This is a genomic window from Flavobacterium granuli, from assembly GCF_900129705.1.
Classification (GTDB): Bacteria; Bacteroidota; Bacteroidia; order Flavobacteriales; family Flavobacteriaceae; genus Flavobacterium; species Flavobacterium granuli.
The window spans coordinates 350,525-376,146 of sequence record NZ_FQWO01000002.1; the positions used below are offsets into that span (position 1 = coordinate 350,525).

The following is a 25,622-nucleotide window of genomic DNA, read 5'->3' on the forward strand; positions in this document are numbered from 1 at the left end:
TGATGGGATGAGAATAGAATCACTGACCATTGAAAAAATTAATATATAGTTACAAATGAAATATAAAATAGCCTGCTCCTTTTTTCTGATTGCACTTCTTTTTTCCTGTAAAAATGACGATCAAAAAAGGCTGTCCGACAATCAAAAAAGCATCGAAAAAAGAAAAGTTATTTTTTCGAAAATCAATAAAGGTTGGGTTTTTAATGATTCTCCTATTAATACCGCGACTGAGGGCAGTATGGCTACCTGGAATGAATTGCGCTTGTTTCTTGCCGAATTATCCCAAAAACCTAAAAAAACCATTGAAGCATTTCAAGATAAATCGACAGCCATTTCTAAAAAAGTAATGGCTTTAAATGATAATATTCCACCTGAATTCAACAAACCCCAAATAAAAAGCCGAATTGCGACCTTGATTACCAAGGTGCGTCTGCTGGATTTGTTTATTCATTTAGATAATATTCCGGAGGAAAAAGTAGTTCGATTGGTTGCCGAAATCAACATTGAATTAATATCCTTAGAAAGACAGATGGATAAAATTGTAGAGAAAAGCAAAATTCCGTTGGAAGAAGGAGAATCTGAACTGATGAAAATGATGGATACCGCAAGAGCGATTCCAAATGTGATAATAGACCCAAATCTACCCCGAGTTGAGTAAAGCAGCCTTATACAATACCTACGATTCCTCGCCTAAAATCTTGCAGATTGTAAGTCGTTTGCAGGAAAATAATCAGCAAAAAATGCATCTCAGCGGCTTGTTGGGATCTGCAGCTTCATTTGTGATTCGCTCACTGTTTAAGAAAACCGAGCATCCTTTTTTGATTGTTTTAAACAACAAAGAAGAAGCGGCTTATTATTTGAATGATCTCGAACAAATGGTTGGCGATCAGGATGTCTTGTTTTATCCGGGTTCGTATCGTCGTCCGTATCAAATTGAAGAAACGGATAATGCCAATGTTTTGCTTCGCGCCGAAGTGCTTAACAGAATTAATTCCCGCAAAAAACCGGCAATTATTGTCACCTATCCCGAAGCCTTATTCGAGAAAGTGGTGACGCGCAGGGATTTGGACAAGAACACGCTGAAAGTATCAGTTGGAGACAAGATCTCCATTGATTTTATCAATGAAGTTCTTTTTGAATACGAATTCAAAAGAGTCGATTTTATTACGGAACCCGGGGAATTTTCCGTTCGCGGTGGAATTGTCGATGTATTTTCTTTTTCGAATGATAATCCGTATCGAGTTGAATTTTTTGGTGATGAAGTCGAAAGCATTCGAAGTTTTGACGTCGCGACCCAATTGTCGATTGAAAAACAAAAAAAGATTACGATAATCCCAAATGTCGAAAACAAAGTTTTTCAGGAAAACAGGGAAAGTTTTCTGGATTATATTTCGGAGAAAACGATCATTTTCATTCAAAATACCGAAGATCTTTTCGCGCAATTGGACAAGCAATTTGCCAAAGCCGAGGAAGTATTTGCTAAATTATCGCAAGAAATACGCCGTTCCACTCCGGAACAATTATTCCTAAACCAAAAGGAGTTTATAAAAAGAGCCTTGGATTTTTCGATTGTAGAATGGGGTTCAAAACCTATTTTTAGAGTCAGTCAAAAATTCGAATTTCATATTAAGCCACAGCCGTCTTTCAACAAACAATTTGATTTGTTGTTGAATGATTTGAGCGAAAATCATTTCAATGGATACAAGAATTATTTGTTTTGTTCCAATGAAAATCAGGCGAAACGCTTTCATGATATTTTTGAAACTCTGGATGAAGCCAATTCGGAGAATATCCGAAAACAATACCATACCATTGTTTTGCCTTTGTACCAAGGTTTTATTGATGAGGAAAATCAAATTACCTGTTATACCGACCATCAAATTTTTGAACGTTATCATAAATTCAGCATCAAAAACGGCTATTCGAAAAAACAGAATATTACCTTAAAAGAACTGACGACTTTATCCGTTGGCGATTATGTGACGCACATCGATCATGGAATTGGTCGTTTTGGAGGATTGCAAAAAATACAGGTGGAAGGGAAAACGCAGGAAGCAATAAAACTCGTTTATGCCGATAATGATATTGTGTATGTGAGTATTCATTCGCTGCACAAAATTTCGAAATACAACGGCAAAGACGGAACTCCTCCCAAGATTTACAAACTGGGTTCGAATGCCTGGAAGGTTTTAAAACAAAAAACCAAGGCAAGAGTAAAGCATATTGCGTTTAATCTGATTCAGTTGTATGCCAAAAGGCGTTTGGATAAAGGATTCCAGTTTGCGCCCGACAGCTATTTACAGAACGAATTGGAAAGTTCGTTTATCTATGAAGATACGCCGGATCAGACCAAATCTACCCAGGAAGTAAAAGCCGATATGGAAAGTGATCGGCCAATGGATCGTTTGGTTTGTGGGGATGTGGGTTTTGGTAAAACCGAGGTTGCAATTCGCGCCGCCTTTAAGGCTGTGGATAATAGCAAACAGGTTGCGGTTTTGGTTCCTACGACAATTTTGGCCTACCAACATTATCGTACTTTTACGGAAAGATTAAAGGATATGCCGGTTTCTATTGGTTATTTGAACCGTTTTAGAACCGCCAAACAAAAAGCAGAAACGCTCAAAGATTTAGCCGAAGGTAAACTCGATATTGTTATTGGAACACATCAATTGGTCAACAAAAATGTAGTTTTCAAAGATCTTGGATTGTTGATTGTGGATGAGGAACAAAAATTTGGGGTAAATGTAAAAGACAAGTTAAAAACTATAGCGGCCAATGTGGATACCTTGACTTTGACCGCGACGCCAATTCCGAGGACCTTGCAGTTTTCGTTGATGGCAGCACGCGATTTATCGGTGATTACAACGCCTCCGCCGAATAGATATCCTATTGAAACGAATGTGGTTGGTTTTAGTGAAGAGTTGATTAGGGATGCGATTTCGTACGAAATTCAACGTAATGGTCAGGTTTTCTTTATCAATAATCGAATTGAGAACATCAAGGAAGTCGCCGGAATGATTCAGCGTTTGGTGCCCAATGCCCGAGTGGGAATTGGCCACGGCCAGATGGACGGAAAAAAACTCGAAGAGTTGATGTTGGCCTTTATGAACGGAGAATTCGATGTTTTGGTGGCAACCACCATCATCGAAAGCGGTTTGGATGTTCCTAATGCCAATACGATTTTTATCAATAACGCCAATAATTTTGGTTTGTCAGATTTGCATCAAATGCGTGGTCGCGTTGGTCGAAGCAATAAAAAAGCATTTTGTTATTTCATTTGTCCGCCTTATTCGGCGATGACGGATGATGCGAGAAAAAGAATCCAGGCTTTGGAACAATTCAGCGAACTGGGAAGCGGTTTCAATATTGCGATGAAAGATCTGGAAATTCGTGGTGCGGGAGATTTATTGGGAGGCGAACAAAGCGGTTTCATCAACGAGATTGGTTTTGATACCTATCAAAAAATCATGAACGAAGCCATCGAGGAATTGAAGGAAAATGAATTCAAAGATTTGTATCCGGAAGAAAATGATATTGAGACCAAAGAATATGTAAAAGACCTGCAAATCGACACGGACTTTGAGTTGTTGTTTTCGGATGAATACATCAATAATATCAGCGAACGTTTGAATTTGTATAACGAATTGGGAGCCATTAAAAACGAAGAGGATTTACAGCTTTTTCAGAAAAAATTGATTGACCGTTTTGGCCCGATGCCACCACGAGCGATTGCTCTGATGAACAGTATTCGAATTAAATGGATTGCCAGCAATATAGGAATCGAAAAATTGGTAATGAAGCAAGGAAAAATGATTGGTTATTTTGTATCGGATCAACAATCGGATTATTATCAATCCAATCGCTTTCATAAAGTATTGCAATTTGTACAAAAAAATCCTTCGCTTTGCAAAATGAAAGAAAAGCAAACAGCAAATGGATTACGTCTTTTATTAACTTTTGAGAATGTAAAATCAACCAGAAGGGCCTTGGAATTGATGCAGATGTTTTAATAAAATATTTTTTTTTGAAATAAATAAAGCCTCCCGAAAATTCAGGAGGCTTCATTGTTTTTAATCCAAATGCAGAAAGGAATTAGTTATTCTGCACTTCTGTAATAGGCACCGGATAGAAACTGTTTTTTGCCGGATCAAAATTAGTACGTCCTACGGCATCAAGTGCGGCTTTTGTTTTTCCCCAACGACGCAAATCATAGAAACGGAAATTCTCCAGCGGGAATTCAATAATTCTTTCATGCTCGATTTGTGCTTTCACATCCGCATAGGTAGTACCAGTCATAGCGGGCATATCAGCGCGGTTACGTACCGTATTGATAAAAGGAATGGCTTCGGCTGTACGAGTCAATTCGTTTAAGGCTTCCGCTTTCATCAGCAATACATTAGAATATCTCATTAAAGGAACATTCATTCCTGTGAAATCTTCATTCATTTTGTCCTGAGTAGGAGGAATGAATTTACGGAAAGCAGGCTTGTCAATACCTCCAAATAGATTGTCATAGGTTTCTCCAAAAATTCTTGGATTGGCGGGGTCATTAAAATAAGGATCTTTAAAGAAAACAGTGGCATAAAGACGCGAATCATAATTTCCGGTAGTAGCTATTTTTCCTTCTTTCTTGAATTCGTTCATCAACATGGTGGTTGGTAGGATTTCGTCCCAGCCGCCCAATTCGCCAGCGGCCATCCAAAAATGCAATGCCGTTTTATAGAAAGCGCCGTTAGCAGTGTTGTCAGAAAATTGCAGTTCAAAAACGGATTCTGGAGAATTTTTATTCGTTCCGTCAAATAGACTTACGTAATTTTTAACCAGTGAATATCCCTGTACTTTATTTAAAGCGGTTACAGCTTCGTTTAAGTGAGCCTGTTTTTGAGCTGTTTCTTCGTAAGCTCTTGTTAAATAAGCAAAACCAAGGTAGCTGTTTGCCGCTCCGCTAGTCGCACGACCAGTTTTGTCCTGAGGCTGTGCCGGTGGAAGAACATCGGCTGCTGCTTTCAGTTCGCTGGTGATGAAATCCCAAGCTTCAGTTCGGCTGGCAAGGGGTGCGCTCAATTCACTTTGATTAGTGATGTATTTGTTACGGATGATAATTTTTTCCCAGTTTAGGATTAATTTCATGTGATAGTAAGCACGCAGAAAACGGGCTTCGGCCACAATTTGATTTTTATCCGTGTCGGTTATTGCTGCAGAAGACATCTGTCCTACTTTTTCGATTACTTGATTGGCATTGCTTATTCCGCGGTAATTCAGTTTCCAATAGGACGTAAACTGACTGTTTCCGTTGGTATAATTGAATTCAGCAAGCTCTACCCAGTTTTGGTAATTTAAGGCGTCGCTACCTAACTTACAAATATCTTCTCGGTAAGCTTCAACCGGCCATTTTACTTCGGCAAAAGCCCATTCGTCAACGGCGCCTTCAAGCATGGCATAAGTGGCTGCCAGTCCGGCTTCGGCATCTGATTTGTTTCTCCAAAAAGAAGAAGAAGTAAGCTGATCTGGTGACTGTTGCTCTAAGAAATCGCTACAGCTCGCTATGGTTAACATACCCAAAACAGGTAAAATATATAGTATCTTTTTCATAATGGTCTCTTTAAAATTTATTAGCTAATATTAAAATATATATTGTACTCCAAAGACAAATGATTTGGTAAAAGGAAATACAAAACGATCTACACCTGAATCCAGTATCGATGTACGGGCAAACTCAGGGTCAATACCTTTATATTTAGTGATGGTCAATAAATTTTCGCCGCTTACATAAAAACGTAACTTGTCTATTTTTGCCGCTTCTAGCCATTTTTTAGGCAATGAATATCCGAGTTGTAATTGACGCAGACGGATGAAATTACCGTTCTCAAGGAAGCGATCTGATTCACGGCTGTTTCCATTAGGGTCTCCTAATACTGCACGAGGAGTGCTACTTTGGTTTTCAGGTGTCCAAGAATTAAGCGTTGAAGCCAACATGTTAGTTCCTGAGCTCATCGATTCGAAGAAATAACGGTTTCCATTGTACAATTTATTCCCCCAAGCACTACCAAATAAGGCAGAGAAATCAAATCCCATATAATTAGCACCTAAGTTAAGGTTTGCTTCCAGTTTTGGTAAACCAGTTCCAGCAAATTCCTTGTCGTTTTCATCGATAACACCGTCATTGTTTAAATCTTTGAAACGAATATCACCCGGTTTTGCATTAGGTTGTAACAAATCATTAGTACTGTTTGTATAGCTAGCTACTTCGGCATCAGATTGGAATATTCCATCCGTGCGGTATAGGTAAAAAGAGCTGATAGGTCTTCCTACACGCGCTTGGGTAGGAAAGTGTTCGTCTCCATATTTTAAACCTTCACCGTTGATGGCCTGATCTGCATTGGCCAAGGACTCCACATTGTTGCGCAGTGTTGAGAAATTGAATCCTACATTGTATTTGAATGCATTGCTTTGCTCGCGGTAGTTAATTTCGAATTCAAAACCGCTATTGCTTATTTTACCTACGTTTAGAATTGGATCGTCAATACCAGCAGATGGGGCTAGTTTTTTAGTGATTAGCAATTTATCGGTTACGTTGCGATAGTAGTTAATCGATCCGCTTATTTTTTTGTTTTTTAGGGTGTAATCAATACCAATGTTTTTAGAATCAGTTGTTTCCCATTGTAGGGTTCTGTTTTCAAGTGCGGTAGCGATGCTTCCTGGCCAAGGGTTGCTTCCGCTTCCTTGAACATAACCTGAATTTAAATAGTTTCCGGAATTAATCAAAGAGTTTGAAGAATAGTATCCCAAAGCTGCTTCGTTACCCAATTGACCCCAGCTGGCACGTAATTTAACAGTAGAAACGATACCTTCTTTAGGGAAGAAATCTTCTTGATCTATTTTCCAACCTAAGGCTACAGAAGGGAATGCTCCCCAACGGCTGTCTTTTCCAAATTTAGAAGAACCATCATAACGCATCGTGGCTTGGGCTAAATAACGATCTTTATAAGAATAGTTTACACGTCCAAAATAAGAAAGTCTGTTGTATTGGTACTTAGATCCGTCAGCAGAATACGTTCCTCCTTTTCCGGCGCCTATCGTAGCAAAGTTTGGATCAAGAAAACCGGCAGCATGTTCATTCGATACTAATTGCCCATTTATAACCGTATAGTCAGTGGTTTTTCCTTCCACGGTTACATTATTCCAGTTAGAGGAAGCGGCGTTAATGGTGCTACCCACCATTGCATTGATAGAATGGGCACCAAAAGTTCTATCAGCACTTAGGATATTGTCCAGTATTTGTTCGTCCCAATGTGATCTCACTTCATTCTGTAACGCATAATTATGTGGTGCTTTTGAGTCGGCTATAAAAGGTGGGAAATGGGCAATTTGTTGGTTGTTTTTCACTCGGTAAGAGTAAGCAGTTTTGAATTTCAACCAAGGTAAAATATTGGCTGTTATAGCAATGTTTGCCGTAAGATCTTGTCCGTTATCTACTCGGTCTCTGAAATGTTCGTCGGCAACGGGATTGGTTCCAGATGGCAATCCATTTTTATCGGTCAATCCATAACCATAAGGTTGGCTAGGATCTAAAACTGGTACCAAAGGTGAAATGGTATAAACCTCTTTTAATTGAAAATTAGGTTGTTCGCTTTTTGTTCCAATGTAAGCCATTTTGGCATCCACATCAAAAATTGATTTTTTAAAACTTACTCTGGCACTGGCATTTTGTTGTCCAAAATTATTGTCTATGATGATTCCCTTTTCTTTGGCGTAGTTACCATATAAGGCAAACTTGATGTCTCCCTCTCTGCCTTGAATTCCCAGACCATAATTTTGGGCAAGTCCCGTGCGGAAAACTTCATCTTGCCAATTGGTGTCGTATGGAGAAGGCGAGGTGATGTAAGCGGGTAATGTCACTGGGTTATTGCTATATTTATTGTATTCGTCGTACATTTTTTTATGTACGGTACGATATTGATCAGCGTTTAATAAATCTAATCTTTTGGCAGTAACAGTACTATTTAAAAAAGAACTGAAGTCAACTTTGATGCCTTCTTTCTGACCATTTTTGGTAGTGATGATTACTACTCCGTTAGCGGCAACAGAACCATAGATTGCAGCTGCGGCACCATCTTTAAGAACTTCTATCGATTCTATGTTAGTTGGGTTTACCGTGCTGATGGATCCTTGGAAACCATCAATAATATATAAAGGTTCGTTGTTGCCAAAGGTATTTACACCACGAATTTTTACGTTCACGCCAGATCCTGCATTTCCTCCATTTTTTTGAACATTTACCCCAGCTACTAAACCCTGTAAAGCTTCTGCGGGATTAGTTGTGGCACGGGTTTCAATACTTTCTTTCTTAATGGACGAAATGGCACCAGTGACATTGCCTTTTTTGATGGATCCATATCCTATTACAACTACTTCATCAAGCTTGTTAGTTCCTTCCTGAAGCACTAGGCTTACTTCTTTGCGATTGTTGAGGATTTCTGTTTTTTCGGCATAACCCAAATAAGAAAAAACTAAAGTAGGATTTGCAACACTGGCCGGAATACTGATACTGTATTTACCGTCAATATCTGTGTTGACACCTATTTTAGTATCTTTCACTAGGACGTTTACTCCGGGTAATCCGTTTCCGGTGATATCAGTGATTCTTCCGGAAACGTTCTTGGTTTCGGAGTTGTTTTTTTGTGCAAAAGTGGCATTAGGCAGCCATAAACATACGAGTAGGAGAACGTAGAAAAGTCTCCTGATTAATAAATCGGAATGTTTCATTTGGTTTTGTTTTGTGTTAGTAGAATTTTTTTAGTTAATTAGTTTTTATGCTTAATTTTTATTTCATTTTGCCCTCCTTTTTAGTGGTTAAATTTGCCCTTTTTTATTAGTTAGATCATGTTTTTAATAGATTTCAGGAATATCCTTTAAGTGTTGACTTCTTTGGTAAAACAGTTTTAACGGTTTCCAAGAATTTTTATATTTTCAAACTTATCTATTCTACCTTGATTAAAATTTCAGTAAATTATCTAAAAACGATACTATATTATCTTTGTTAGAAATGTATAATTTTGACTTTTTTAGGATTTTTTGATCTAAAAACAAACTGTTTTAACTTTAAAATAGTTTTATATGGTAATGATTCGATTAAAAAGTAAGAATTTTACTTTTTAATTATCCTAATTCAAAAAGTAATAGATAGATTTTTATTAGAGTGTAGAAATGTTGAAGTTTCTTTCTGTTTTTTTTTTTTTTGACAATCTTAGTTTGTCAAAGCCATGATGTAGGCTTATAATTTTTGCAATAAAGCACAGAGATTTTTTATGGTTGGTTAACCATAAAGGGTTTGTCAGCAGGAATGTGGATTGTTTTGCATTTAATAACAAAAAAAAAAAGGAATTAAAAATTAATTCCTTTTTTACGATGAGAAGTGCTATTTGTATCTAAATGAAATAAATACGATAGATTTTGTGTTAATTTTTTAAGTCCTTGATTACTTTAAAAGCAACATCTACCTGTTCTTCGCTTACTAGTATGGTAAATTCATTTGAAGTTGATATCACTTCATTAATGATAATTCCTTCCCAAGCAAGACGCTGAAAAATAAAATAATAGATTCCAGGAACGGCAATGTTCTCTTTGGGTAATTTTACGGTGATAGAAGCAAGGTCGTCCAGTTTTTGTATCAATTTTTCATGGGCAAAATGCTTGTCTACCAATTGATTTACGCTTTTGCTGACTACGATGTTAATTTCGTTTACGCCACGGGATGAGGTATAAAAAACATCCGGAAACGAATTAATATCCGAAATTAATTCTGCTTGTTTGTTTAAAACAGTTTCTGAAACAGCAAAAGTATAATCAGTCAATGAAGAGCGTACAGTGATTTCTCCAATATTTTTTATTACTTTATTGATCTTATGATTCAATCTAAAATCGAGTTCTTCGGTCAGTCTTTTTAAAGACATTACTACGGCGCCTTGTTTTACTTCCTTGTCAAATTCATTTTCCAATTCGGCCATAATGTTTCTTGACAATGAAGTCAAGTTGATGATCCCAAGTGATAAGGCGTTTAATAAAAAAGGCTTCGTTTTGATGTAATTCTCTACTATAGAAGAAACGGTTTTCATGATAAATCAGTTTTTTACTTATTCTAAGCGATTGGTTTTAATAGTTTATTGTTTGAAAAACAATTGCAAATATAAATAAAAAACAATTTGTTACAAATATAACAGTGTTAAAAAGCGTTTAAAAATGATAAAAGGCATCTGTAAGGTGTTCAATTGCAAAAGATTTCCCTTCTTTATGCACTGCAATAATATCAAAACGGACTTCAATGTTCAGATTTTTTTGATTGACATAAGCATCGACTGCTTTTACCAGAAGTTGGATTTTTTTGGATTTGACAAAATCTTGAGGCAGACCAAAATCCAATGAAGAACGAGTCTTGACTTCTACAACTGCTAGAATCCCTTCTTTTGTGGCAAGAATATCAATTTCAGCTTTTTGAAAAGTCCAATTAGTTTCTAAAATAGCATAGCCATTCTTCTGTAGGAATTCCACAGCCAGTTCTTCTCCCAGTTTTCCTAATTCGTTGTGTTCTGCCATAAGAGAATTATTAGTGTCGGTGGTGGTATTCCTTATTGCGATTCGAATATTTTAATTATTGGTTATCAAATTGTATCAGGCATTTTTTTTCATTCACTTCGATGGTTATTTTGCTTCCCATGATCAAAGCTCTATTGTCATCAATGTGACCTGCGGGAAAGTGAAAAAGAATAGGAAAAGTATAATTTTTAGTAATTTCTTCTATGATTTCAAGTGCATCTTTGCCCCAGGGGATTTCATTGTCTCTCATTTTAGACATAGCACCTACAATGATTCCTTTAAGGTTTTCTAAGCAGCCGTTTCTTTTTAAGTTCATCATCATGCGATCTACGTGGTAGAGATATTCGTCCAGATCTTCAATGAATAATATTTTGCCTTGGCAGTCTATTGCTGATGGTGAACCAAAAAGACTGTACAGAATAGATAAATTACCTCCCACTAATTCTCCGGTTGCGCTACCCAATCGATTTTTGGAATCAGCGTCAATTTCATAGGATAAAGGACTGGCAAATAAGGCTTTTTTAAGAGTTTCAACGGCTTCCTGACTCGCTTTTTCAAGACTTATGGGCATAATTGCATGAATGGATTTATAACCCATAATATTCAAATGGCTGTGCAAAACGGTAACGTCGCTAAAGCCGATAATCCATTTTGGATTTTGCTTAAATTGAGTAAAATCCAATAAATCTACCATACGCACCGTTCCATAACCGCCACGAACGCACCAAATGGCTTTGATGTTTGGGTTGTCTAACTGTTGTTGGAAATCGGCAGCTCTTTCTTCATCGGTTCCTGCCAGTTGATTATGGTCTAAACCAATGCTGCTTCCAATGTGAACTTCGAGTCCCCAACTGTGCAATAGATCAATTGCAGGTTTAAGGTTGTCATCTGTGTTTTTTCGGGCTGTTGCCAAAATGGCTACGGTATCTCCTTTTTGTAATTTGGGTGGTGTTATCATTTGGTGTTTGGACTTGACTATTTTTAGATTCTAAGAGCCTTTAACAAAGATAGGAAATTTCGAAATATTTTTTAGATTGTTCTATAAATGAAGTATTTTTACTAGAATTAGTTTTGGATTTTCAAAAAAGTGCTTTTCGTCTAATCAAATTTTAAAAAATCAGTTATGAGAGTATTGCGTTTGATTTCCTTTTTTATTTTGCTTTGGCCAATGGTAAAACTTGCTGGCCAGCCTAAGAAATATTCCATTCATACGGTTGCATTCTACAATTTTGAAAATCTTTTTGACACCATTAATGATCCTAATACGAATGATGACGAATGGACGCCAAAAGGGGAACAGCGCTGGACTGCTAAAAAATACAATCAGAAACTTCAAAATCTTGCCAGAGTTTTACTCGAAATTGGTTCTTCGGAAAATACAAATTCACCCACTTTTATCGGCTGTTCCGAAATAGAAAACAGAGGCGTTTTGGAGGATTTAATTAAAGAACCCAAACTTATTGACAAAGAATTTGGAATTATACATTTTGATTCGCCGGACAAAAGAGGAATTGATGTGGCCTTATTGTATCAGAAGAAATTTTTCAGACCTAGTACGTATACGAATATTCCATTGTATGTGTATAAAGTAGAAAACAAGACAAAAACAGTCTTAAAAGCTGAATCAGATGATAAAACGGATGATAATTTAGAATTGAATCCGGAGACAAACCGTGTTTTTACTCGGGATCAATTAATGGTCACCGGATTCTTGGAAGGGGAAGAAATCAGTATTATTGTCAATCATTGGCCATCGCGATCTGGGGGCGAAAAAAAGTCAAGTCCTTATAGAGAAGCAGCCGGTGTTTTGAACAGGAAAATCATCGATTCTTTGCAAGAAATAAACCCAAATGCAAAAGTGATTACATTAGGAGATTTAAATGACGGGCCTTATAATAAAAGCGTAAAAATGGCGCTTGGAGCCAAAGCCACTAAAAAGGAAGTACCCTTGATGGGAATTTATAATCCATTTGAAGAAATGGCCAAAAAAGGGTTGGGGACAATTGCTTTTCGGGATTCTTGGGATATTTTTGATCAAATCATGGTTTCTCAATCACTAATTCAGGAAGATTTCTCTACTTTTAAGTATTGGAAAGCGGGAATTTACAATAAGCCTTTTTTAATACAAACTTCGGGACAATATAAAGGGTATCCAAAACGACATTCTGCTACCGAAATTGGCTTCAGTGATCATTTTCCCGTTTATATTTATTTAATTAAAGAATTGAAATAGAATCTTTTTAATAGCGTTTTGACGCTATAGTTGATCGAAATCTAAAAGACTTTACGTTATTATAAATAATAAGCCTTGAGATTTTTAGTAACTTAGCCTTCCTAAATACAAGAACACAATAAAATGGCAATAGCAAAACCTTTCAATCTTAATAAATGGATTGACGAAAACCGTCATCTGTTGAAACCGCCGGTTGGTAATAAAAATTTATACCAAGAATCTGGGGATTATATTGTCATGATAGTGGCCGGTCCCAATGCTCGAAAAGATTACCATTATAATGAAACCGAAGAATTGTTCTACCAATTAGAAGGGTCAATCAAGGTGGTGATTCAGGAAGACGGTCAACGCAAAGAAATGGAGCTTCATGCCGGCGATATGTATTTGCATCCGGCGAAAATACCACATTCTCCAATTCGTTCAGAAGGTTCAATAGGTTTGGTAATTGAACGCAAAAGAGCCGGAAAAGGATTTACCGACGGTTTAATCTGGTATTGCGATAATTGTAATCATAAATTACATGAAGTTTATTTTGAACTTCACAATATCGAAAAAGACTTTCTTTCTCATTTTGAAGACTTCTATAGTTCAGCTGAACTCAGAACTTGCACTAAATGTGGTACTGTTATGGATACAGACCCAAGATTTGTAAGTCAAAAGTAATACGATTTTACCCTAAACTTTGTTAGAGTTATTCATGTTAGCCGTTTCGGGATTTCTGGTTCTGAAATGGCTTTGATATGGCTTGTCTTTTATTTTAATTTGTACATTATTTTAAAATTTCAGGATTTAATAATATCTTTACCTAAAAAAAATATAACAATTTTTAATAAAAAAGTTACAATGATAACAATAGCAGATCAATTTGGAATGAAAGAAGCTTTTGCACAATTGGGCATTAAAGACATAAATGAAGGGACTTCAACAGGTTTGAATCACTTTGCAAATGGAGCGATTCTTGAAAGTTATTCGCCTGTGGATGGCAAATTGATTGCATCCGTAAAAACTTCAACTCCGGAAGATTATGAAAAAGTGATGCAGGCTGCTACCGCCGCTTTTAAAACTTTCAGATTGATGCCTGCACCGCAACGTGGTGAAATTGTGCGTCAATTTGGAGATAAATTACGTGAGAAAAAGGAAGCTTTAGGTAAGTTGGTTTCTTACGAAATGGGTAAATCATTACAAGAAGGTTATGGTGAAGTACAGGAAATGATTGATATCTGTGATTTTGCAGTGGGTCTTTCCCGTCAATTGTACGGATTAACCATGCATTCTGAGCGTCCGGGACACAGAATGTATGAGCAATACCATTCATTGGGAATTGTTGGAATTATTTCTGCTTTCAACTTTCCGGTAGCGGTTTGGTCTTGGAATACTGCCTTGGCTTTGATTTGTGGTGATGTTTGCGTTTGGAAACCCTCTGAAAAAACACCACTTTGTGGAATTGCTTGTCAGAATATCATTGCTGAGGTAATTAAGGAAAACAATCTTCCGGAAGGAATTTCGTGTTTAATCAACGGGGATTATAAAATAGGAGAGTTAATGAGTGCCGATAAACGCATCCCATTACTATCTGCTACCGGATCCACTCGTATGGGCAAAATTGTTGCGCAAACTGTGGCGGGACGTTTAGGGAAAACATTATTAGAACTAGGAGGAAACAATGCCATTATTGTAACACCGGATGCCGATATAAAAATGACCGTTATTGGTGCCGTTTTTGGAGCGGTAGGAACAGCGGGACAAAGATGTACTTCTACACGTCGTTTAATCATTCACGAAAGTATTTATGATAAAGTAAAAGATGCTATAGTTTCGGCTTATGGTCAATTGCGTATTGGGAATCCATTGGACGAAAACAATCATGTTGGTCCGCTGATCGATACTCATGCTGTTGAAATGTACAATAGAGCATTGACTAAAGTGGTAGAAGAAGGAGGGAAAATTCTTGTTGAGGGTGGTGTTCTTTCTGGCGAAGGATACGAAAGTGGCTGTTATGTTAAGCCAGCTATTGCCGAAGCTGATAATTCTTATGAAATTGTACAACATGAAACATTTGCTCCGGTATTGTATTTATTGAAATATTCTGGTACTGTAGAAAATGCAATCGATGTTCAAAACGGAGTTGCGCAAGGACTTTCATCAGCCATTATGACTAATAATTTAAGAGAAGCGGAACACTTTTTATCTGTTGTAGGTTCTGACTGTGGAATTGCCAATGTGAATATCGGTACTTCCGGAGCTGAAATTGGTGGTGCTTTTGGTGGAGAAAAAGAAACAGGCGGCGGCCGTGAATCTGGGTCTGATGCTTGGAAAATCTACATGAGAAGACAAACTAATACAATCAATTATACGACAAGTTTGCCTTTGGCACAGGGAATAAAATTCGATTTGTAATAGAATTTAATCCTACTAAAAAAGGCAATTTGAAATCAATCAAATTGCCTTTTTTTATAATTTAGAGATTTTAATCCTGCTTATAAATTGAATGAAGCTCCAATATTAAACACAAACTGGTTGTTTAATTTATCAAAACCTATTGGATCCGTTTTATAACTGGCTAATGGAATTCCGGCTTCGGTAAAAATACCAAAACCTTCAGTGAAGAAATAACGGAATCCTAAATGGGCACCAAAATTTCTTAAGCCTAAATCAAGTCCTGGATAAATATCCATTTTTTCATCAAGTTGAAAAACATTTCCCATATTTGCATTGAATCGGAATTTTAGGTCAAATCGATCTCCAAACTCGGGTTTGTTTCCTAGCGCATCTGTATCGACAGAGAGCAGATAGGAAGACGCAAAACCATAGGACATGTTCTCTCCGATTCCAAAATCAGAAGAAACTCCAATTCCTGTTCCTCCGTTTTGAATATTTGCGCCAAGATTGAATTTTGCGTCTCCTTTGCCTTTAAAGGCTTGAGCATTTAGGAATCCAACGAATAATAGTAACGATATTGTAACAATTTTTTTCATATTCTATAAATTTTAAATTTCAACAAAAATAGTTTAAATAAACTAATTCCTACCTTTTTCATCAAAATACAAATTATTTAAGGGTTCGCTTTGCCAAAATTCTTTGCTATTAACATCCATAACAGTCAGAGGGCCTTTGAAAGCAGCTCCGGTGTCAATATTCCATACGCAAGCCATTTGTACAGGAACGGTTTCACCAATGCGAGAAACTGGCGTGTGTCCTATGTAGATTTCATTGTATAAGGTAAGTCTTTTTGGATATAATACATCCGAAGGTTTTATGCTTTTGTCTAGAGCTAAAGCAGTTTCCCATAATGTTCTGTCCCAATAAAAGGATTCGGGAAAGTATTCATAGGCTACTCCATTCATATTGGTAAATCCGGCATGAATAAACAAGCGCATTTTATCGTCCAGATGGTAATCTTCTAATGATTGTAAGAATTCAATGTGTCTTTGACGTCTTTCTTCATTTACTGATTCATAGGCTGTAACAGTAGATTCACCACCATGTTTGTGCCATAAGAGATTGTCTTTATTGTCTTTTAGCCAATGGAGTAATAAATCGTCATGGTTGCCTCTGATGAAAATGCAGTCGTTAGTTGTTCTTAACTGGATCAAAAAATCGATGACTTGAGGAGATTGACTCCAGCCATCTACATAATCCCCCAAAAAAATTAAACGGTCTTTTGAGGTTACTTTGGCTCTTTCCATGATTTGATGTAATGCTCGCAAGCCACCATGAATGTCACCTATTACTAATGTTCTCATTTGTTGTGTTCTCTATAATATTTCATAAAATTACGCAAAAGACTTAGGAAGACAGCGTTTTTCTATAGGTTTTTTACAGCATGAAATATCACTAAATTTAGTGATTGCTTGTAAAACAAAATAGAATTATATTTATAAAAAAATTAAAGCTTTAAAAATGAATGCAATTATTGCTTTTACACTACTGTTGGTTCATATAGTTTGCAATCTGATCAATGACATTTTATTTGCGTAGAACGTTACCGCTAATTCAATCAGCATAAATAATTAAGAGATTCCGTTTAGGATTGAAAGGGAAAGTCATGTCCTTTGGTAAAATTTTGAGTTTAAGGCACATCATACTTCATTTTTCTTAAGATACGCATAGCTTCCTTAAAGGAGAGATAGATTGGTGGATAGGGTTTCAAAAAAGGTTTGGCATCAATTAGTTTCTCTTTGGCTTCTTCAAAACCGTTGAGGTAACAAATCATAAATGTCGAGGGCAAATTCTCTAAATCTTTATGTTCTCTTTCATTTAAAGAAAACCCTTTTTCTAACTTACTCAACAAAGCGATATTGGAGTTGTAGATATGGTAAAGCATTTTTCTATTGAATTCTGGCGGTTGAAAAAGCATTTTATTTTCAATTTTATAATAGCCATTTTCATAGAAATATATTGTTTTTTCTTCTAATGGATAATAACTTGTTCGGTCATTTAAACCCAAAGGAAGGTATTCCGTAATTGTAAATGAATCCTCATCACAACTAATGGTAACCACATCCTGTGTCGAATAAAACAGTTTGATTTGCTCATTTATCAATTCAATGTCCACTCGGGAAAGATAGATTTTATCTCGTACTTTTTTAGGGATTCCAGCCCAGCAAATGACAAATAATTCCTTAAAAACCTTGTATTTTGGGGACATGTCTTTGTGGCGGTAATTCATAAAGTCAAATACGCCATCCAAAGTATATTTGATGTTGTTTCTGGAAATATTTTCAATACTTAGGACGGTTTCTACATTTTGATAATTTTTTTCAACCGTGCCTTCGGTAGGTGTCGTATTGCTTCCTCGTCTGATGAAAATGCTGTTAGCAGGAATCGTATGAATTCCTTTTTTAAAAAGAGAAGTTTTCTTTTTAGGTTTTATAGTTACTAAACCCACGACCTTATCTTTTGAAAGATTGGGAAATGGAATGTTTTCATATTGAATTTTAGGCGGATTTTCCAGATAGGCATTCACGAGGTTCTGAATTCGGCTATCGTCAAAAAAATCATCGCCTACAATGTCATTGTCCTGATCTTCGACACCCACCACAATATAAGAATTGTTTAAAGGGTTAGAATTAGATAACGCACAAATGTGTTTCAGAAATTTTGCTTTTCCTTCTCGAGTGTGTAAATTCAATTGCCTTTTTTTATCATAAAAACTGTTTTCATCGTTGTGCGCGAGCAGGTTTTTTACTAGTAGGCGTTTGTTGATCATCGGGTAAAGAATAGGATAATTAAAAATGTAATAAATAAACTGAAGTATTTAGAGTGTAATTTTTCTGTTTTTTTAACGTTGTTAATATACTAATAATTAATAATTAAAGATATGAAAAGGATGAAATTTTGCGTCTTAGTTTTTTTTGCAATTACCTTGATGGGATTATTTTTTTGGGGATGTAATGATACTAATGATTCATCAGAAACGTCTAGGGTTAGTGTTCGTATGGTGGATGCTCCCGGAGATTATGATGAAGTGAATGTGGAGGTTTTGGATGTTTTGATTAAAAGCAATTCAAATGAAGATGATCAGGGATGGATAAGCTTTGGTGATGTAGCCCATGTAGGCGAAGGAAAAATTTATAATTTGTTAGATTTAACAGGAGGAGTCAATGTTTTATTAGCAGATAATTTGGTTTCTTCTGGAAATTTAGGACAAATTCGACTGTTACTTGGGGACCAAAATACGGTTGTTAAGGGAGGGGTAAGTTATCCTTTAAAAACACCCAGTGCTCAACAATCAGGTTTGAAGCTAAAAGTAAATCAAACCTTAGAAGCGGGTAAATCCTATGAGTTTTTATTGGACTTTGATGTAGCGCATTCGGTAGTAGTGCAAGCAGGAAGCTCGGGTAGTTATAACTTACACCCAGTTGTTAGAGTTTCTACAAAAGAAAATACAGGAAGCATTAAAGGGAGAATTATCAGTCCTTCACCATTTCCGGCAGGCTTTGCGGTTGTAGTGTCAATTCCTGTTGAGGGAGGAACTATCTCAACATTTATGAATTTAGAAACGGGAGCTTTTCTTTTAAACGGGGTTCCGTCTGGGATATATACGCTAAGTTTAGATCCTGGGCTAACTTCTGTATATGCAATAAAAACCATCGAAAATGTAGTAGTAGTCAATGGAGCAAGTACCGATGTTGGTGATCAAACTTTAGTTTTGAAACCATTGTAAAAAATTAGTTTTCATAAAAAAAACAGCTAGTTATAGCTGTTTTTTTTATGATCGTAAATTAGAAGTGGTAAAAATTAATCTCTTTTTACTATTGTTGAAGAAGCCTGAGCTGTGGGCATCACAATCAAATCGGCAATATTGACGTGATAAGGTCTTGAAATCACAAAATGAATGATGTCAGCAATGTCTTCTGCTTGCAAAGGATCAAAGCCTTTATAAACATTTGCAGCTCGGTCTGTATCTCCTTTAAAACGCACTTCGCTGAATTCAGTAGCGACCATTCCGGGATGAATTGCGCCCACCTTTATTCCAAAAGCATTCAAATCCATTCGCATTCCTTGATTGATGGCATCAACGGCATGTTTTGTGGCGCAATATACATTTCCATTTGGATACACTTCTTTGGCAGCGGTGGAGCCAATATTTATGATATGACCTGATTTTTTTTCGATCATTCTTGGAATTATGACCTTAGAAACATACAAAAGGCCTTTTACATTAATGTCAATCATGGCATCCCAATCGTCTAAATCTCCGTTTTGAATTGGGTCTAAACCGTGGGCATTTCCAGCATTATTGATAAGGATATCAATATTAGAAAAGGCATCGGGTAAAGAAGAAATACTTTCAAAAACAGCTTTTTTGTCCCGAACATCGAATAGTAAAGTATGGGTTTCAGTATGCTTAGAAAGTTCTCTTTCGAGTTCAATCAAGCGGTCTTCTCGTCTTCCGCAAAGAATAATTTTATAGTTATTTCGGGCTAATAGTTGTGCTGTTGCTTTACCAATTCCGCTGGTGGCACCAGTGATAAGGACTGTTTTACTCATGGTTTTATACATCTGATTTTTTTGTATCCTAAATTTACCATTGTTTTATGGCACGTCTTCTCCTCTGCTTTCGGCCCAAATGGCAAACCAATCTTCTTTATCCAAATCTAATTCGACTGCTTTCATCAAAGATTGTATTCTGGCCACGTTTACGGTTCCGGCAATTGGAATTATTCTTGCAGGATGTTTTAAAATCCAGGCAAGTAAAATGGTATCGGCACCCAGACTGTATTTCGATACTAAGGTTCCCAATAATTTTTTCAAACGGTGGGTTTGTGGGATGTCTTCCCTGAAAACAATTCCTAACGGATTCCATGACATTGGACGAATGTTATGAGCTTGCATGTAGTCAAAACTACCGTCAATCATAGGTTCAAAATTAGTCGCAGAGAATTGCACCTGATTGTAGCTAACATTTATTTTCTGGCGAATTAATTCTGTTTGTGATGAAGTGAAATTAGAAAGTCCAAAATCAATAATTTTTCCATCGGTTTTTAGTTTTTCTACCGCTTCTGCAATTTCGTCGGCTTGCATCAATGGACTTGGTCTATGAAGCAAAAAAGCATCCAGATAATCCGTTTGTAAGTTTTTTAAAGACTGTTCTACTGAGGCAATAATATGTGATTTGGAATAATCATAATGTTTGATTTTGTTGTTTCTGTTTTCCGCTAGCATTTGGATACCGCATTTCGAAATCAGTTGTATCTTTTCTCGAGCAACTTTGCTTGAAGAAAATGCTTTTCCAAAATCAGCCTCGGTGGTATAGGAGCCATAGATGTCGGCATGGTCAAAGGTGGTTATTTTATTTTCTAAACATACATGAATTATGTTTTCCATTTCCTTTGTCGTGAGGTTTTTATCCCAAACTCCCCAATTCATGGTGCCAGCAATAATAGGTGATAATGTTGTTTTACTCATGGGTTTTATTTTTTATTAAAAAGTGTAAATTCTCTGTTTTGAAGTATATTTTTCAAAGTTCTTAAAAATATAAAAATTGAATCATAATTCATCCTTAAAATTAGGCTATAAATTGAAGTTTTAACCATTTTTTAACATCTTCCTTCTAAAAAAAAATTCAATTTGCACTACCAAAAGAAAGGGGTACAATTCAAGGGTTTAAAAATAATAATATGGAAGAAAATACAGCGACTGTAGACATTAGAGCAATCAATGAGAAAATTGAAAGAGAGAGTGCTTTTATAGATCTCCTTAGTATGGAAATGAACAAGGTGATTGTGGGTCAAAAGCACATGGTAGAACGATTGTTGATCGGGCTTTTAGGCCAAGGACATATATTATTGGAAGGAGTTCCGGGATTAGCAAAAACATTAGCGATAAATACACTTTCGCAGGCCGTTCACGGTTCGTTCAGCAGAATACAGTTTACACCTGATTTATTGCCTGCCGACGTTGTGGGAACCATGATTTATAACATAAAGCAAAATGAATTTTCCATAAAAAAAGGACCAATTTTTGCCAATTTCGTACTTGCAGATGAGATTAACCGTGCACCGGCCAAAGTGCAATCAGCATTATTGGAAGCGATGCAGGAAAAACAGGTGACCATTGGAGACACTACTTTTAAGTTAGACAGACCTTTCTTGGTTTTGGCTACGCAGAATCCAATTGAACAAGAAGGAACCTATCAGCTTCCGGAAGCCCAAGTCGATCGTTTCATGTTGAAAACAGTTATTGACTATCCTAAAATTGATGAAGAGCGAATGGTAATTCGTCAAAATCTAAAAGGAAGCTACGAGAAAGTAAACCAAGTAGTTTCTGTAGAACAAATTTTGCGTGCCCAAGAAGCGGTTCGTGAAGTGTATATGGATGAAAAAATAGAGAAATACATTTTGGATATTATTTTCGCCACACGTTACCCTGAAAAATATAAATTGGCCGATTTAAAACCATTAATCAGTTTTGGAGCCTCGCCACGTGGAAGTATCAACTTAGCCAATGCGGCCAAATGTTATGCTTTTATCAAACGTCGCGGTTATGTGATTCCGGAAGATGTTCGCGCTGTGGTTCATGATGTATTACGTCACAGAATTGGGGTTACCTATGAGGCAGAAGCTGAAAATGTGACTTCGGTCGATATCATCAATAAAATCATAAACGAAGTAGAAGTACCTTAATTTAGTTTGCAGTAATCAGTATTCAGTTAGCAGTAACTGATTATTGACCACTAAACACTGAACACTGAACTTATGGATACAAAAGAGCTATTAAAAAAAGTACGTAAAATAGAAATAAAAACCCGAAGATTGAGTGATCACATCTTTTCGGGCGAATACCATACCTCTTTCAAAGGACGCGGAATGACTTTCAGCGAAGTTCGACAATATCAATATGGTGACGATATTCGTGCTATCGATTGGAATGTAACGGCGCGTTACAACGAAGCCCATGTAAAAGTTTTTGAGGAGGAACGTGAATTAACCATGATGTTGATGGTTGATATTTCGGGTTCTGAAAGTTTTGGTTCCAAAAACCAATTCAAGAAAGACATCGTTACCGAAATTGCCGCTACAATGGCTTTTTCGGCTACACAAAACAATGACAAAATTGGGCTGATATTATTTTCTGATCAAATAGAATTATACATTCCGCCCAAAAAAGGAAGATCGCATGTGCTGCGCATCATTCGCGAGTTGATAGAATTTGAGCCTAAAAGCCATAAGACAGATGTTGCCCAAGCTTTAAAATTCTTGTCGAGCACACAAAAAAAGAAAGCCATTGTGTTTATGATTTCTGATTTCATGGCCGAAGATTATGAGCATACTTTAAAAATAGCATCAAAAAAGCATGATATCACAGGAATTCGCGTATACGACATTCGAGAAGAAAAAATGCCCAATATAGGAATGGTTTCCATGCTTGACGCCGAGACCGGTGAAACGCAATTGATTGATACCGGTTCCAAAAAAGTTCGATTGAATTATGAGAAATATTATCATGATAAAGTAAGTTATTTCAAGGAAACCTTTAGGAAATCCGGCTCGGGGATCGTTAACACCAGAGTTGATGAAAGCTATGTGACTAAATTATTAGGCTATTTTAAATCGAGATAACGAAACCTAACCCTGTCAGCGTTTTAAACCCTGACAGGGTTAACTTGATAAAACATGAAAAAACAATTATACCTACTGTTATTACTTCTTTCGACTGCTGTTTTTGCCCAAAAAAAGGTGGAAACAAGTATCGATACAACAAAAAACAAGATTGGTGCCGAGTTTAAATTGACGCTAAAAACTACGGTAGAATCCTCGGCTAAAGTGGTTTTTCCAAATCTGAAAAATATCGGGGCTCTGGAAGTAATTCAGTCGTATCCCGTTGATACGGTAAAGAGCAGTGGCCGCTATGAATTAATCAAAAAATATGGTTTAACCCAGTTTGATTCCGGCAGATATGTTATCCCGAGCATAAAGATTTTCATCAATAGCAAACCTTATATGACGGATTCGCTTTCGGTTGAAGTGGCCAATGTACAAGTGGATACCTTAAAACAAAAAATGTATGACATTAAGGATATCGTTCCTGTAAAAAGCTCGATGTCCGTTTGGTGGAAATATCTTTTTATTCTGGCATTAATTCTGGGTATTGGCGCATTGGTGTATTGGTTTGTCAAAAAACAACAAAAGAAAAAAATTGAACAAGAGGTTTATAAAACACCGATAGAAAAAGCAACCAGTTTATTGAATACGCTGGAACAAAAGGAACTTTGGCAAAAAGGCGAAGTGAAAGCTTATTATAGTGAACTGACTGATATTGCCCGAAATTATATTGAGGAAGCCATTGAAATTCCGGCCATGGAAAGCACTACTTCGGAGTTGATAGTTGGACTTAGAGCCGCTTCTGTCAAAAAGAAAATGACAGTTTCCCAGGAAACAATCGAAAATCTTGAACGTGTTTTGAAACAGGCCGATTTAGTGAAATTTGCCAAATCGAAACCTTTGGATTACGAAATTACCGAAGATCGAAATAAAATACAAAAAGCCATTTTAACATTGGATAGTTCTATTCCTGTAGAAGTTACATTGGAAGAAGACACATTGCTCAACGAGGCTCAAAGACAAAAACAGATTCAAATGCAGTTGAAGAAAAAGAGAAACAGACGCATTGCTGTTTCGGTGGCAGCCGTTCTTTTTTTACTAATAGGAACGACGCTATTTTTTATTGCAACCAAAGGATTTGATTATGTAAAAGACAATATTATAGGTCATCCAACCAAAGAATTGCTGGAAGGAGAATGGGTGAAAAGTACTTATGGGAATCCGGGTGTAAGCATTGAGACGCCCAAAGTGCTTAAAAGAATTGATTTGACAAAATCATTGCCTAAAGAAGGATTGGCTTTGGTCAAAGAAATGCAATCTTTTGCCTATGGTAGTTTTACGGATAATTTTTATCTGATGGTTTCTACGTTGAAATACAAACAGGAAACAGAGATTGATTTAAAGAAATCGATTGATGTTACGATTCAAACTTTAGAATCTCAGGGAGCGCAAAACATGATTGTGAAACAAGAAGATTTTGATACCGGAGAAGGAATTAGCGGTCAAAAAGCATACGGAACTTTTTCTCAAATGAATAAAGACAGCAAGAGTAGCGAAAAAGTGTATTATGAAATTTTGTTGTTTGGACAAGATGGCGGATTGCAGCAAATTATGATCCTTCACAAGGAAGGCGATACCTATGCAAATGAAATTTCTGAACGGGTTTTGAACTCTGTAGAATTAAAACAACTGAGTAAATAATGGAGAAAATAACTTTTTTAAATCCGGAGTTTTTTTGGTTGTTTCTTTTGATTCCACTTGCCATTATTTGGCTGGTTTATAAAAGAAACCATCAATCAGCAACTCTAAAAATGAGTTCGATAGAAGGATTCAAGGGGTCAACTTCTTTTTTAGCGAGGATGAAACCTTTTTTAAACGTTCTAAGATTATTAGCCTTAAGTTCTTTGATTGTAGCTATGGTAAGGCCCAGAACGGTTGACATTAGCAATAAGACAAAAACGACCAAAGGAATCGACATCGTTATGGCAGTCGATGTTTCGGGCAGTATGCTTGCCAAAGATTTGAAACCAAACCGAATGGAAGCCCTGAAAAGAGTCGCGGCTGATTTTGTTGATGAAAGACCAAATGATAGAATTGGATTAGTGGTTTATGCTTCTGAAGCCTATACCAAAACTCCGGTAACCAGCGATAAAGCAGTCATTCAGGAAGCCATTAAGAGTATAAAATACGATAATGTTTTGCAGGACGGAACAGGAATTGGAATGGGATTAGCCACTGCCGTGAACCGTCTGAAAGACAGTAAAGCTAAGAGCAAGGTTATTATTCTTTTGACGGACGGTGTGAATAATGCAGGTTTTATTGAGCCAGAAACCGCTTCGGATATTGCCAAGCAATATGGGATAAAAGTTTACACCATAGGACTGGGAACAAATGGGATGGCCTTATCTCCATATGCTATAGCTCCAAATGGGGAATTGATGTTTCAAATGATGAAAGTGGAAATTGACGAGCAATTGATGAAAAGCATCGCTAAAAAAACCGATGGCAGATATTTTAGAGCCACAAGTAACAGTAAGTTGGCAGAGATTTATGCCGAGATCAATAAATTAGAAACCACCGAAATAGAGGAATTAAAGTTCTATGATTACGATGAAAAGTACAGAGCTTTTGTTTGGTTTGCCGGATTGTTGTTGTTGGCTGAAATAGGCTTGAGAAATACGGTTTATAGAAGTTTTATTTAATTAAATAAGTTTTCTGTCGATATAGGGAGCAAGACTGAAAACGGAGAC

Annotated in this window: 20 protein-coding genes; 10 read left to right on the top strand and 10 right to left on the bottom strand. The window is 36.6% G+C overall.

Features of this window, described 5'->3' with window-relative positions; all coding sequences use genetic code 11:
* The first annotated feature begins 55 nt into the window (after positions 1-55).
* Together BUB25_RS04480 and mfd are read left to right on the top strand one after the other, a co-directional pair.
* Positions 56-658, top strand: coding sequence for a hypothetical protein (locus BUB25_RS04480; RefSeq protein WP_072940627.1), 603 nt, complete (start codon positions 56-58; stop codon positions 656-658).
* A complete protein-coding gene (gene mfd, locus BUB25_RS04485; RefSeq protein ID WP_072940630.1) occupies positions 651-4,010 on the top strand; it encodes a transcription-repair coupling factor in 3,360 nt (1,119 codons plus the stop codon). The genes BUB25_RS04480 and mfd overlap by 8 nt, the downstream gene beginning before the upstream one ends.
* A gap of 82 nt (positions 4,011-4,092) precedes the next feature.
* Here the strand turns inward: mfd and BUB25_RS04490 are convergent, their stop codons facing one another.
* The 5 genes from BUB25_RS04490 to BUB25_RS04510 form a co-directional block, all read right to left on the bottom strand.
* Entirely contained in the window at positions 4,093-5,592 is a 1,500-nt protein-coding gene (locus BUB25_RS04490; protein WP_072940635.1) for a RagB/SusD family nutrient uptake outer membrane protein, read from the bottom strand.
* A 30-nt stretch (positions 5,593-5,622) separates the two neighbouring features.
* A complete protein-coding gene (locus BUB25_RS04495) occupies positions 5,623-8,766 on the bottom strand; it encodes a SusC/RagA family TonB-linked outer membrane protein (protein WP_072940656.1) in 3,144 nt (1,047 codons plus the stop codon).
* A gap of 692 nt (positions 8,767-9,458) precedes the next feature.
* Positions 9,459-10,115, bottom strand: coding sequence for an aspartate kinase (locus BUB25_RS04500; protein WP_072940659.1), 657 nt, complete (start codon positions 10,113-10,115; stop codon positions 9,459-9,461).
* Positions 10,116-10,233: 118 nt separating this feature from the next.
* Positions 10,234-10,593 carry a YraN family protein gene (locus tag BUB25_RS04505; RefSeq protein ID WP_072940663.1) on the bottom strand — a complete coding sequence of 120 codons (360 nt, stop codon included), beginning with the start codon at positions 10,591-10,593 and terminating at the stop codon, positions 10,234-10,236.
* 55 nt (positions 10,594-10,648) lie between these two features.
* Entirely contained in the window at positions 10,649-11,551 is a 903-nt protein-coding gene (locus BUB25_RS04510; RefSeq protein WP_072940666.1) for a S66 peptidase family protein, read from the bottom strand.
* Positions 11,552-11,716: 165 nt separating this feature from the next.
* Here BUB25_RS04510 and BUB25_RS04515 point away from each other — a divergent pair, with 165 nt between their 5' ends.
* From BUB25_RS04515 to amaB, 3 genes are all read left to right on the top strand, one after another.
* A complete protein-coding gene (locus BUB25_RS04515; RefSeq protein WP_072940669.1) occupies positions 11,717-12,826 on the top strand; it encodes an endonuclease/exonuclease/phosphatase family protein in 1,110 nt (369 codons plus the stop codon).
* A 123-nt stretch (positions 12,827-12,949) separates the two neighbouring features.
* Positions 12,950-13,489 carry a 3-hydroxyanthranilate 3,4-dioxygenase gene (locus tag BUB25_RS04520; RefSeq protein ID WP_072940671.1) on the top strand — a complete coding sequence of 180 codons (540 nt, stop codon included), beginning with the start codon at positions 12,950-12,952 and terminating at the stop codon, positions 13,487-13,489.
* Between the two features lie 180 nt (positions 13,490-13,669).
* The gene (amaB, locus tag BUB25_RS04525) at positions 13,670-15,223 is read left to right on the top strand and encodes an L-piperidine-6-carboxylate dehydrogenase (RefSeq protein ID WP_072941059.1); all 1,554 of its coding nucleotides are present in this window, start codon (positions 13,670-13,672) and stop codon (positions 15,221-15,223) included.
* An 80-nt stretch (positions 15,224-15,303) separates the two neighbouring features.
* Here amaB and BUB25_RS04530 read toward each other — a convergent pair whose 3' ends face one another.
* The 3 genes from BUB25_RS04530 to BUB25_RS04540 all read right to left on the bottom strand — a co-directional run bounded on the left by BUB25_RS04530 (position 15,304) and on the right by BUB25_RS04540 (position 18,035).
* Positions 15,304-15,801, bottom strand: coding sequence for a DUF6646 family protein (locus tag BUB25_RS04530; RefSeq protein WP_072940673.1), 498 nt, complete (start codon positions 15,799-15,801; stop codon positions 15,304-15,306).
* Positions 15,802-15,843: 42 nt separating this feature from the next.
* Positions 15,844-16,569, bottom strand: a complete 726-nt coding sequence (locus tag BUB25_RS04535) for a metallophosphoesterase (protein WP_072940676.1) — start codon at positions 16,567-16,569, stop codon at positions 15,844-15,846.
* A 326-nt stretch (positions 16,570-16,895) separates the two neighbouring features.
* Entirely contained in the window at positions 16,896-18,035 is a 1,140-nt protein-coding gene (locus BUB25_RS04540; RefSeq protein WP_072940679.1) for an ATP-binding protein, read from the bottom strand.
* 159 nt (positions 18,036-18,194) lie between these two features.
* Between BUB25_RS04540 and BUB25_RS04545 the strand changes: the two genes are divergently transcribed.
* Positions 18,195-18,992, top strand: coding sequence for a DUF4382 domain-containing protein (locus tag BUB25_RS04545; RefSeq protein ID WP_244533806.1), 798 nt, complete (start codon positions 18,195-18,197; stop codon positions 18,990-18,992).
* 74 nt (positions 18,993-19,066) lie between these two features.
* On the opposite strand, the gene BUB25_RS04550 is transcribed toward BUB25_RS04545, so the two are convergent.
* Positions 19,067-19,819: an SDR family NAD(P)-dependent oxidoreductase gene (locus BUB25_RS04550; protein ID WP_072941062.1), complete on the bottom strand. Its 753-nt coding sequence runs from the start codon at positions 19,817-19,819 to the stop codon at positions 19,067-19,069.
* A gap of 45 nt (positions 19,820-19,864) precedes the next feature.
* Positions 19,865-20,737, bottom strand: a complete 873-nt coding sequence (locus BUB25_RS04555) for an aldo/keto reductase (RefSeq protein WP_072940686.1) — start codon at positions 20,735-20,737, stop codon at positions 19,865-19,867.
* A 212-nt stretch (positions 20,738-20,949) separates the two neighbouring features.
* Between BUB25_RS04555 and BUB25_RS04560 the strand changes: the two genes are divergently transcribed.
* The 4 genes from BUB25_RS04560 (at position 20,950) to BUB25_RS04575 (ending at position 25,574) form a co-directional block, all read left to right on the top strand.
* A complete protein-coding gene (locus tag BUB25_RS04560) occupies positions 20,950-21,954 on the top strand; it encodes an AAA family ATPase (RefSeq protein WP_072940689.1) in 1,005 nt (334 codons plus the stop codon).
* 72 nt (positions 21,955-22,026) lie between these two features.
* Positions 22,027-22,890 carry a DUF58 domain-containing protein gene (locus tag BUB25_RS04565; RefSeq protein WP_072940692.1) on the top strand — a complete coding sequence of 288 codons (864 nt, stop codon included), beginning with the start codon at positions 22,027-22,029 and terminating at the stop codon, positions 22,888-22,890.
* A gap of 54 nt (positions 22,891-22,944) precedes the next feature.
* Entirely contained in the window at positions 22,945-24,573 is a 1,629-nt protein-coding gene (locus BUB25_RS04570) for a hypothetical protein (RefSeq protein ID WP_072940695.1), read from the top strand.
* Positions 24,573-25,574 (top strand): vWA domain-containing protein, encoded by a 1,002-nt coding sequence (locus BUB25_RS04575; protein ID WP_072940699.1) that lies wholly within the window; start codon positions 24,573-24,575, stop codon positions 25,572-25,574. Before BUB25_RS04570 ends, BUB25_RS04575 begins: the two co-directional genes overlap by 1 nt.
* Positions 25,575-25,622: the final 48 nt, after the last annotated feature.

Excerpts from the sequence above, each read along its gene's own strand:
- BUB25_RS04480 (WP_072940627.1), top strand. The coding sequence starts at position 56 with ATGAAATATAAAATAGCCTGCTCCTTTTTTCTGATTGCACTTCTTTTT.
- BUB25_RS04490 (WP_072940635.1), bottom strand. The coding sequence starts at position 5,592 with ATGAAAAAGATACTATATATTTTACCTGTTTTGGGTATGTTAACCATA.
- BUB25_RS04495 (WP_072940656.1), bottom strand. The coding sequence starts at position 8,766 with ATGAAACATTCCGATTTATTAATCAGGAGACTTTTCTACGTTCTCCTA.
- BUB25_RS04500 (WP_072940659.1), bottom strand. The coding sequence starts at position 10,115 with ATGAAAACCGTTTCTTCTATAGTAGAGAATTACATCAAAACGAAGCCT.
- BUB25_RS04505 (WP_072940663.1), bottom strand. The coding sequence starts at position 10,593 with ATGGCAGAACACAACGAATTAGGAAAACTGGGAGAAGAACTGGCTGTG.
- BUB25_RS04510 (WP_072940666.1), bottom strand. The coding sequence starts at position 11,551 with ATGATAACACCACCCAAATTACAAAAAGGAGATACCGTAGCCATTTTG.
- BUB25_RS04515 (WP_072940669.1), top strand. The coding sequence starts at position 11,717 with ATGAGAGTATTGCGTTTGATTTCCTTTTTTATTTTGCTTTGGCCAATG.
- BUB25_RS04520 (WP_072940671.1), top strand. The coding sequence starts at position 12,950 with ATGGCAATAGCAAAACCTTTCAATCTTAATAAATGGATTGACGAAAAC.
- amaB (WP_072941059.1), top strand. The coding sequence starts at position 13,670 with ATGATAACAATAGCAGATCAATTTGGAATGAAAGAAGCTTTTGCACAA.
- BUB25_RS04530 (WP_072940673.1), bottom strand. The coding sequence starts at position 15,801 with ATGAAAAAAATTGTTACAATATCGTTACTATTATTCGTTGGATTCCTA.
- BUB25_RS04535 (WP_072940676.1), bottom strand. The coding sequence starts at position 16,569 with ATGAGAACATTAGTAATAGGTGACATTCATGGTGGCTTGCGAGCATTA.
- BUB25_RS04540 (WP_072940679.1), bottom strand. The coding sequence starts at position 18,035 with ATGATCAACAAACGCCTACTAGTAAAAAACCTGCTCGCGCACAACGAT.
- BUB25_RS04545 (WP_244533806.1), top strand. The coding sequence starts at position 18,195 with ATGGGATTATTTTTTTGGGGATGTAATGATACTAATGATTCATCAGAA.
- BUB25_RS04550 (WP_072941062.1), bottom strand. The coding sequence starts at position 19,819 with ATGAGTAAAACAGTCCTTATCACTGGTGCCACCAGCGGAATTGGTAAA.
- BUB25_RS04555 (WP_072940686.1), bottom strand. The coding sequence starts at position 20,737 with ATGAGTAAAACAACATTATCACCTATTATTGCTGGCACCATGAATTGG.
- BUB25_RS04560 (WP_072940689.1), top strand. The coding sequence starts at position 20,950 with ATGGAAGAAAATACAGCGACTGTAGACATTAGAGCAATCAATGAGAAA.
- BUB25_RS04565 (WP_072940692.1), top strand. The coding sequence starts at position 22,027 with ATGGATACAAAAGAGCTATTAAAAAAAGTACGTAAAATAGAAATAAAA.
- BUB25_RS04570 (WP_072940695.1), top strand. The coding sequence starts at position 22,945 with ATGAAAAAACAATTATACCTACTGTTATTACTTCTTTCGACTGCTGTT.
- BUB25_RS04575 (WP_072940699.1), top strand. The coding sequence starts at position 24,573 with ATGGAGAAAATAACTTTTTTAAATCCGGAGTTTTTTTGGTTGTTTCTT.